The following is a 9,183-nucleotide window of genomic DNA, read 5'->3' on the forward strand; positions in this document are numbered from 1 at the left end:
AACCCGTCGCACCTTGAAGCGGTGAACACGGTTGTTCTTGGTAAGGTCCGCGCCAAGCAGGCCCAGCGCAAAGACACCAATCGCGAGCAGGTTATGGGTATCCTCCTGCACGGTGATGCGGCCTTTGCCGGTCAGGGTCTTGTGGCGGAAACCTTCGATCTGTCGCACCTCAAAGGCTACCGTACCGGTGGTACGATCCACTTTGTGGTCAACAACCAGATTGGTTTCACGACCAAACCAACCGATTCCCGTTCTTCGCCTTATTGCTCGGACATTGCCAAGGTCGTTCAGGCTCCGATCCTGCACGTCAATGGCGACGATCCCGAAGCTGTGGTTCATGCGGCCCGCATCGCGACCGAATTCCGTCAGGAATTCAAGCAGGACGTCGTTATCGACATGTTCTGCTATCGCCGCTTTGGCCACAACGAAAGCGACGAGCCGGCATTCACCCAGCCAAAGATGTACGACGTGATCGGCAAACACCCGACCACCAAGGACATCTATGCCCAGCAGCTGGTCAAGGAAGGTCTTCTGAGCGAAGAACGTATCAAGGAACTGGACAAGTCGTTCCAGGACTACCTTGATGAAGAGTTCAAGGCGTCCGAAAACTACCGTCCGAACAAGGCTGACTGGCTTGAAGGCAAATGGTCGGGTCTTGCGTCCTCACATGGTGAAGATGCCGACTGGATCGGTAAAACCGGCGTTGAAAACGACCTGCTGCAGGAAGTCGGCCGCGCACTTTCGACCCCGCCGAGTGACTTTGACATCAACCGCAAAATCCTCCGTCAGTTGAAGGCCAAAGCGAAGATGTTCGAAACCGGCGAAGGTATTGATTGGGCAACCGCCGAGGCCCTGGCATTCGGGACCCTGATGTGCGAAGGCACGCCGGTTCGTCTGTCGGGTCAGGATTGCCAGCGTGGTACGTTCTCGCAGCGTCATGCCAAGCTGATCGATCAGACCACCGAAGCAAAATACACTCCGCTCAACAACATCCGTACCGGTCAGGCCGAGCTTGAAGTTCTCAACTCGCCCCTGTCCGAAGCAGGTGTTCTTGGCTTCGAATACGGCATCACCCTTGCAGAACCGCATTCGCTGGTTCTCTGGGAAGCCCAGTTCGGTGATTTTGCCAACGGTGCACAGGTCATCATTGACCAGTTCATCAGCTCGGGCGAAGCCAAATGGCTGCGTATGTCGGGTCTGGTAATGCTGCTGCCGCATGGTTACGAAGGCCAGGGTCCGGAACACAGTTCCGCACGTCTGGAACGTTACCTGCAGCTTTGTGGTGAAAACAACATGCAGGTGGCGAACTGCACGACGCCGGCAAACTATTACCACATCCTGCGCCGTCAGATCCGTCGCTCGTTCCGTAAGCCGCTGATCCTGATGACGCCGAAATCGCTTCTGCGTCACAAACAGTGCGTGTCGAACCTGTCCGACTTTGCGACGGGAACGACATTCCTGCCTGTGATCAGCGAAACCGCTAAGCTGGTTGACGACAAGAAGGTCAAACGCGTCGTTCTGTCGTCGGGCAAGGTCTATTACGATCTGCTTGCCGAACGCGAAAACCGTGGCATCGAAGATGTTGCGCTTGTGCGTGTCGAACAGCTTTATCCGTGGCCGGAAAAAGAACTGGCAACGGAACTGGCCAAATACCCGAATGCTGATGTCGTCTGGTGTCAGGAAGAATCGGAAAACATGGGTTCCTGGTTCTTCGTTGATCGCCGGATCGAGGCAACGCTCGCCAGCATCAAGCACAAGGCAGGTCGTCCTGTTTATGTCGGTCGCGCAGCATCTGCTTCGCCGGCAACGGGCCTTCTGAAAGCCCACCTGCGCGAGCAGGCTGAGCTGGTCGACGCGGCACTTAGCGTAAAATAACTTTACCGGACGGGCGAGAAATCGCCCGTCCGCCACGTTCATTTAGATTTCATTCGTATGCTGGCAGACCCACACTGCCTGATTGAAAAAACGGTCGAGGAAAAAATGGCGACTGAAGTTAAAGTTCCCGCACTGGGCGAGTCTGTATCTGAAGCCACGGTGGCAAAATGGTACAAAAAAGTCGGTGACGCTGTTGCAGCCGATGAACCAATTGTCGAACTTGAGACCGACAAGGTCACCGTCGAAGTCAACTCCCCGGTTGCTGGCGCAATTGCCGAGCTGGTCGTTGGTGAAGGCGACGAAGTTGAAGTTGGCGCGCTGATCGCGCACATCAACGAAGGTGCCGAAGGCGCCGCTGCTTCTGATGAACCGGCCAAGGAAGAAGCCCCGGCCGCGAAAAAAGAAGAAGCTCCGGCCAAGAAAGAAGAGCCGAAAGCAGCCCCGGCTGCTGCCCCGGCAGAAACGACCGCGTCAAACAGCGATCATCCGCTGGCACCGGCTGTTCGCAAACTGGTCGAAGACAAGAACCTTGATCCGTCCAAAATCCCGGCAACGGGCAAAGACGGCCGCCTGACCAAGGGCGACGTTCTGAACTTCCTCGAAGGCGGCGGATCTGCTTCGCGCGCTGCTGCCCCGGCACCGAGCGCCCCGGCAGCACCGAAACCGGAACGTGAACTGCGTGACGGTGAAGAGCGTGTCAAAATGTCCAAGCTGCGCCAGACCATCGCGCGCCGTTTGAAAGAAGCCCAGAACACTGCGGCCATGCTGACCACCTACAACGAAGTGGACATGACCAACCTTCTGGCTTGCCGTAACAAGTACAAAGACGGTTTCGAGAAGAAACACGGTGTGAAGCTTGGCTTCATGTCCTTCTTCATCAAGGCCTGCACCACGGCGCTCAAAGAGTGGCCGGCTGTCAATGCCGAGATCGATGGCAACAGCTTCATCTATAAAAACTACTGCGATATCGGCGTTGCCGTTGGTACCCCGCAGGGTCTGGTTGTTCCGGTCATCCGTTCGGCAGAGGAAAAAACCTTTGCGGATCTGGAAAGCACCATTGTCGATTTCGGCAAGCGTGCACGTGACGGCAAACTGGGCATGGATGAAATGACCGGCGGATCGTTCACCATCTCCAACGGTGGTGTCTTTGGATCCCTTCTGTCATCCCCGATCCTGAACGCGCCGCAGTCCGGTATTCTTGGCATGCACAAGACCCAGATGCGTCCGGTCGCAATCGACGGCAAAGTCGAAATTCGTCCGATGATGTATCTCGCCCTTTCCTATGACCACCGTATCATTGACGGCCGTGAAGCCGTTTCCTTCCTGGTACGCGTCAAGGAATGCATCGAGAACCCGGAACGCATCCTGCTCGATATCTGATCAGACAAAAGGATCAAAGAACTCATGAGTGAGAACTACGACGTTGTCGTGATCGGTGGCGGTCCTGGCGGTTATGTTTGCGCCATCCGCGCCGCACAGCTTGGCCTCAAAGTCGCCTGCGTTGAAAAACGCGGCGCACTTGGCGGTACCTGCCTCAATGTAGGCTGCATTCCGTCCAAGGCCCTGCTGCATTCCTCGCACCTGTTCGAAGAAGCGACCGAGCATTTCGATACCCACGGCATCGAAGTCTCCAAGCCGAAGGTCAACATCGAAAAGATGATGGCCCGCAAGGACAAGGTCGTTGACAGCAATGTCAAAGGCATCGAGTTCCTGTTCAAGAAGAACAAGGTTACCTATGTCAAAGGTGCCGGCGAAATCACTTCGCCGACCTCGGTCAAGGTTGCCCTTCTGGATGGCGGCGAAGAAACCCTGAATGCCAAGAACATCGTCATTGCGACGGGTTCGGAAGTCACCCCGCTGCCGGGTGTCGAAATTGACGAAGAAAAAATCGTCTCCTCGACCGGTGCACTGGTTCTTCCGAAAGTGCCGAAAAAGATGGTTGTCATCGGTGCAGGCGTGATCGGTCTGGAACTGGGTTCCGTCTGGCGTCGTCTGGGTGCCGAAGTTACCGTTGTTGAATATCTTGACCGCATTCTGCCGGGCATGGATGGCGAGCTGGTCAAACAGACCCAGCGCATCTTTGCCAAGCAGGGTCTTGACTTCAAACTCGGTCACAAGGTTACCGGTGCCAAGACCACCAAGTCTGGCGTGACCCTGACTGTTGAACCGTCCAAGGGCGGCGATGCAGAAGAGCTTAAAGCCGATGTGGTTCTGGTGGCGATTGGTCGCCGTCCGTACACCAAGGGCCTTGGCCTGGACGCTGTCGGTGTTGAACTCGACGATCGTGGTCGTGTCAAAACCGACGAGCATTTCCAGACCAATGTTGGCGGCATCTTTGCGATTGGCGATACCATCGTCGGTCCGATGCTGGCCCACAAGGCCGAGGAAGATGGCGTTGCCCTGGCAGAAATGCTGGCCGGTGAAGAAGGCCATGTCGATTACGGCAAGGTCCCGGGTGTTGTTTACACCTGGCCCGAAGTTGCCGCTGTTGGCAAAACCGAAGAGCAGCTGAAGGAAGAAGGCGCAGACTACAAAGTCGGCAAATTCCCCTTCACCGCAAACGGTCGCGCCAAGGCAATGGAAAGCACCGAGGGCTTTGTCAAAATCATCGAAGACAAGAAAACGCACCGTGTTGTCGGCGCGCATATTGTCGGCCCGGCTGCGGGCGATCTGATTGCCGAAGTGGTTCTGGCGATGGAATACGGCGCTTCTGCCGAAGACATCGCACGCACCTGCCACGCCCACCCTGCCCTTGGCGAGTCCGTCAAGGAAGCAGCGTTGGACGCGGACAAACGCGCCATCCACATGTAATTGATCAGTTCTCTGATCTGCAAACGGCCGTCCCATTCACTTGGGACGGCCGTTTTGTTTTGGCCACCAGAAACGCCTAAGTCCCTAAATTTTATGAAGTTTGTGGAATTGTCAGACTTTTGGCAGGTGACGCTGGGGGGCTTTGGGGATTAGTATGNNGTTTGGCGGCGATCAGCAATTGGGATCGATGATTGCGCACGGCGAATTGCAAGCCATGTTCTTCTTCACCGACCCGATGACACCCCAGCCCCACGATGTCGATGTCCGCGCCCTGATCCGGCTGGCCAACATGTATGAAGTGCCGATTGCCTGCAACCAAAGCACGGCCGATCTTTTGATCAGCAATCCGAAGTTCGAGGAAATCTGCGAACAATATCGCAACCATTCCCCCGAACAGGTCTTTGCCGATTACAGCAACCGCAAGGTTTAGCCCGCACCCCAAACGGCCCAACAAGACGTTTTCTGCGCCGGAGCGCCCCACCCGCCATGCAGCTCGCCTATGATGTCATCGCCGCGATCTTTCCGATCTTTGCCGCCATTCTGGTTGGCGCGGCCTTAAAGCATTTCCTGATCAAAACGGCCGATATCTGGGCCGGAATTGATCGGCTGACCTATTATCTGTTGCTGCCATCGCTTCTGATCGTCGAGATTTATCGCGCTGATTTTTCCAGCGGCCATGCGGGCACCGCCGTTGGTGTCACGCTTGCTGCGACACTGGGGCTTTCAGCGGCCCTGCTTTTGCTCCGTCCGGTGATCACGCGTGACACGCCGCTTTTCACATCCATCTTTCAGGGCTCGGTACGTTACAACAGTTATGTCCTGCTGGCGGTTGCCGATGCGCTTTACGGGGCAGAAGGATTGGCGCTTGCCATCATCTTTGTTGCGGTGATGGTGATTGCCACCAACATGCTGGGCGTTGTGGTTCTAAGCGCCTTTAGCAGTGGCAAAAGCAACCTTAAGCGGATCATTGCAGGCGTTCTGAAAAACCCGATCATTATTGCCGCCGGTGCCGGCGCCATCCTGAATGTGAGTAATATTCACGTTCCGTTGCCAATTGAAAATACCGCCGCCCTGTTCAAGACAGCCGCCCTGCCGCTCAGCCTGCTTTCGGTCGGGGCGGGTTTGCGCTTTGTCATGGATAAAAAGGCCGTGGGCGCGATTGCCCTTGCCACCACCATCAAGCTTGCGGTTTTGCCGGTTATTACCGGCGTCTGCCTGTATCTTGCCGGTGTCGATGGCATGGTTCTGGCGATGGGGGTTCTTTATGCCGGTATGCCATGTGCGGGCAATGCCTATATCCTCGCACGCCAACTCAATGGCGACCCGGAGGCAATGGCATCGATCATCACGCTGGAGACGTTACTCTCCGCCTTCAGCGTCGCTGTCATCGCCGGTGTACTGAGCATCAATTGAGCTTGCATGCGCGGCGTACTCGCCGACGTAACCGCATGCTTCCAGACCGGCGCGCATCAGTTCGGGCGGCGGGGCATCGACAATCACCGGATCACGGTCGGCATGGAATGGAACGATGATCTGGCGCGATAGCAGCATCAGGGTCGGCGGTGCACCAAAGACCGGCGGTTCGTCACCACGGCCATAAAACGGATCGCCGATCACCGGGTGCCCCACATGATCAAGATGCACACGCAATTGATGGGTCCGCCCGGTATGCGGGACAAGTTCAAGCCAGGTAATGTCCTTGCCATCCGCATCCTTGCCACGTCCGAGCACGGTATATTCGGTTTTTGACGGCTGACCATCTTCATGCACCAGCATGGTCCAGCCGCTTTCATCATTGATCTTGCCAATCGGCGCATCAATAAAGCCGTGATCCTCTTCCATTGCACCGCGGACCACCGCCCAATAGGACTTGCCGATTTTCTTTTCGGTGAACAGGCGGGTGATCTTTTTTGACGATTTCGGATGACGGCACAGCAACAGACAGCCCGCCGTATCACGGTCGAGGCGGTGTGCGAGTGTCGGTTCCGGCTGAATGCCAAATTTCAGATCCGGCAGATAGGCATCAACATGAAAATAGGTTTTCGGCCCACCATGCGAGGCCAACCCGGGCGGCTTGTTCAGAACAATGATGTTGGAATCGCGGTGCAGAACATGCGCGATCAGGTCGTCTGCAATCGGATGGGGCATGGCGTGGCCTTTCATTTCGGGTCTTGGCCCGTGAGCCCTGCTTACCCCATCAGACCTTTGCGGGCAATGATCATGACGTTTGATCCGCAGATCACGCCAGTGCGTAACAAGAAGGGAGTATTAGTTTTTCAACCTGGCTTTGGTATCAATCATGAAGACATCCATGGCATATCCGGTCAAATTGCTGTTTGGCGCCTGCGCCTTTGCGGGCGGTATCGCGCTGTCTTCCAATGCCTTTGCGGCCGACCCGCAATCATCAACGCCACCCAACAGCACACCCGTTGAGCAAGCGCGCCTTTCCGAGGCATTTGATGGCCCGGAAACCTGCCGCGAATTTGATGCGATCCAGCGATATGGCAACGAGCTTCGCTTTCAGATCCGGCGCAATGACTCCCCGGTTGGGAGCCATGTTGTGCAGTTCAATCAGGGGCGTGATGGCCTGCAGGTGGTTGCCCAAAGCAATATCGATATCAGCTTTTTAGGGTTTAACGCCTATAGCTTTGACTATCGATCCGAAAGCCTGTGGCAAGGTGACCGTCTGGCCGCCCTTTCAGTGCGGGTAGATGATGATGGTGACAAGACCGAGGTGGTCGCCAAACCTAATGCGCAGGGCACACTCGTTGTCACTGGCCCGGAGGGGGATCAGTCATTGCCAAACGGGATTTTCCCGACCGATCACTGGCATTGCGGTGTCTTGGATAGCAAAGCGGTCCTTAATACCATCACCGGTAAATCAAACGCGGTCGATATCAGCGCGAACGAGCCAGAAACGCTGCAGACAACCAGCGGCACGTTGCGCGCCACCCGTTTCACCTATGACGGCGAACTTGAAACCACCGCATGGTATGATGCCGACGGCCGTTGGGTCGGTCTTGCCTTCGAGGCACGCGACGGATCGCAGATCACATATCGTTGCATGAATTGCGCGACGCAAACCGCGCAAAAGGATGAGGAATGAAAAAGCACTTCCAGACCATCTGGATTATCGGGGCGTCTTCAGGGATTGGTGCCGCATTGGCACGCAAACTCCACGAAAACCCGACATCCTCCGCGCAAAAAATCATCATTTCGGCCCGAAATTCCGACAAACTCGATGAACTTGCGGCTGAAATGCCGGGTTTAACCCCGGTTCCGGTCGATATTACCGATACAAATGCGGTGAATGGTGCGATTGCCAAGGTTGAAAAGCAGTTTGGCCTGCCTGACCTGGTTGTTTTGGCGGCTGGTATTTATTCCCCGATGAAGCTGAGTGCGTTTTCAGCCGCAACCATCCGCAGTCACGTCGATACCAATTACATGGGCATCGTCAATTGTCTGGAGCCGCTTTTGAACAAGATGCGCGCACGCAAATCTGGCGAGATTGCCGTCATGGCATCGGTGGCAGGTTACCGCGGCCTGCCCAATGCCGCAGCCTATGGTCCGACAAAGGCTGCCCTGATCAATCTGTGTGAATCCCTGCATACCGAACTAAGCGGCAGCGGCGTTTTGTTGCGCGTGATCAATCCGGGGTTTGTTAAAACACGGCTGACCGACAAGAACGATTTTGAAATGCCCTATCTGCTCGAACCGGAACAGGCCGCCGATTACATCTATCGCGGGCTGTGCGGCAGTGACAAATTCGAGATTGCCTTCCCGCCCCCATTTGTGCGGCAATTGAAGCTGACGCAAATTCTGCCTTATCCGATTTTCTTCAAACTGATGCGTAAGCTGCTCTGATCATGAACGACATCACCGACGCCAAGCGCCAGTTGCTGGCAACTTACGCAGACTATTACGAGAAACTGTCGCTTGAGACTGTTGATCAGTTAAAGGAACTGGTGACAGACGATTTCGTCTTTTGCGACCCGTTCACGACCGTCAGGGGTCCAGACGCCGTTTGTGCCTATCTGGCCAAGGCATTTACCGATGCGGATCATCCGCGTTTTATAGTCACCCATAGTGCGATCGATCGGGATCGCGGATTTTTACGCTGGCGCTTTAGTGCGTGGGTAAAGGTGATCGGCAACTGGGAATTTACCGGCATGTCAGAGGTGACGTTTAACGACGATGGCACGCGCCTGGCATCGCATTTTGACCACTGGGATTCCGGCCAGAACTTCTATGCCAAAATCCCGGTACTGCGCTGGTTTATTCAGCGGCTTGCGCGACGCGTTGGGTCTTTGTGAAAAACAGCGTTACTTCGCCGATCTCAAAGCCCCATTTCTTGACCCGTGCCCGGTTGACCAGAACCCCATCGGGTTGCAGGAACATCCAGTCGTCGAACGTCACCCGCCAGGCACCATCACCGACCTTAAGATCCATGTCATAAGACCAGTTTAGCGCGTTGCCGTACTGACTGCCAATCGCCTT

At 55.6% G+C, this 9,183-nt stretch carries 10 protein-coding genes; 8 read left to right on the top strand and 2 right to left on the bottom strand.

What is annotated here, in order from left to right:
* The 5 genes from B3Z49_RS08725 to B3Z49_RS08745 all read left to right on the top strand — a co-directional run.
* A partial coding sequence (locus tag B3Z49_RS08725; RefSeq protein ID WP_296990028.1) for a 2-oxoglutarate dehydrogenase E1 component occupies positions 1-1,875 on the top strand: 1,875 nt, incomplete at its 5' end.
* A 105-nt stretch (positions 1,876-1,980) separates the two neighbouring features.
* Complete coding sequence (odhB, locus tag B3Z49_RS08730) at positions 1,981-3,255, top strand: 2-oxoglutarate dehydrogenase complex dihydrolipoyllysine-residue succinyltransferase (RefSeq protein ID WP_063089369.1); 1,275 nt, start codon at positions 1,981-1,983, stop codon at positions 3,253-3,255.
* A gap of 24 nt (positions 3,256-3,279) precedes the next feature.
* Positions 3,280-4,686 carry a dihydrolipoyl dehydrogenase gene (lpdA, locus tag B3Z49_RS08735; RefSeq protein ID WP_296990034.1) on the top strand — a complete coding sequence of 469 codons (1,407 nt, stop codon included), beginning with the start codon at positions 3,280-3,282 and terminating at the stop codon, positions 4,684-4,686.
* 154 nt (positions 4,687-4,840) lie between these two features.
* A complete protein-coding gene (locus tag B3Z49_RS08740) occupies positions 4,841-5,116 on the top strand; it encodes a methylglyoxal synthase (protein ID WP_349676374.1) in 276 nt (91 codons plus the stop codon).
* 56 nt (positions 5,117-5,172) lie between these two features.
* Positions 5,173-6,099, top strand: coding sequence for an AEC family transporter (locus B3Z49_RS08745; protein WP_064781233.1), 927 nt, complete (start codon positions 5,173-5,175; stop codon positions 6,097-6,099).
* Here the strand turns inward: B3Z49_RS08745 and B3Z49_RS08750 are convergent.
* A complete protein-coding gene (locus B3Z49_RS08750) occupies positions 6,046-6,834 on the bottom strand; it encodes an RluA family pseudouridine synthase (protein ID WP_296990039.1) in 789 nt (262 codons plus the stop codon). The genes B3Z49_RS08745 and B3Z49_RS08750 overlap by 54 nt on opposite strands.
* Positions 6,835-6,997: 163 nt before the next feature.
* Between B3Z49_RS08750 and B3Z49_RS08755 the strand changes: the two genes are divergently transcribed.
* The 3 genes from B3Z49_RS08755 to B3Z49_RS08765 are packed head-to-tail and all read left to right on the top strand — an operon-like array spanning position 6,998 to position 8,999.
* A complete protein-coding gene (locus B3Z49_RS08755) occupies positions 6,998-7,792 on the top strand; it encodes a DUF6134 family protein (protein WP_296990042.1) in 795 nt (264 codons plus the stop codon).
* The gene (locus B3Z49_RS08760) at positions 7,789-8,550 is read left to right on the top strand and encodes an SDR family NAD(P)-dependent oxidoreductase (RefSeq protein ID WP_064788693.1); all 762 of its coding nucleotides are present in this window, start codon (positions 7,789-7,791) and stop codon (positions 8,548-8,550) included. Before B3Z49_RS08755 ends, B3Z49_RS08760 begins: the two co-directional genes overlap by 4 nt.
* Before the next feature lie 2 nt (positions 8,551-8,552).
* Positions 8,553-8,999 (top strand): nuclear transport factor 2 family protein, encoded by a 447-nt coding sequence (locus tag B3Z49_RS08765; protein ID WP_296990045.1) that lies wholly within the window; start codon positions 8,553-8,555, stop codon positions 8,997-8,999.
* On the opposite strand, the gene B3Z49_RS08770 is transcribed toward B3Z49_RS08765, so the two are convergent.
* Positions 8,962-9,183 (bottom strand): DUF3833 family protein (locus B3Z49_RS08770; protein ID WP_296990048.1); only part of this gene is annotated, 222 nt, incomplete at its 5' end. The genes B3Z49_RS08765 and B3Z49_RS08770 overlap by 38 nt on opposite strands.

Origin of the sequence: Thalassospira sp. UBA1131 (assembly GCF_002311515.1) — a bacterium.
Classification (GTDB): Bacteria; Pseudomonadota; Alphaproteobacteria; order Rhodospirillales; family Thalassospiraceae; genus Thalassospira.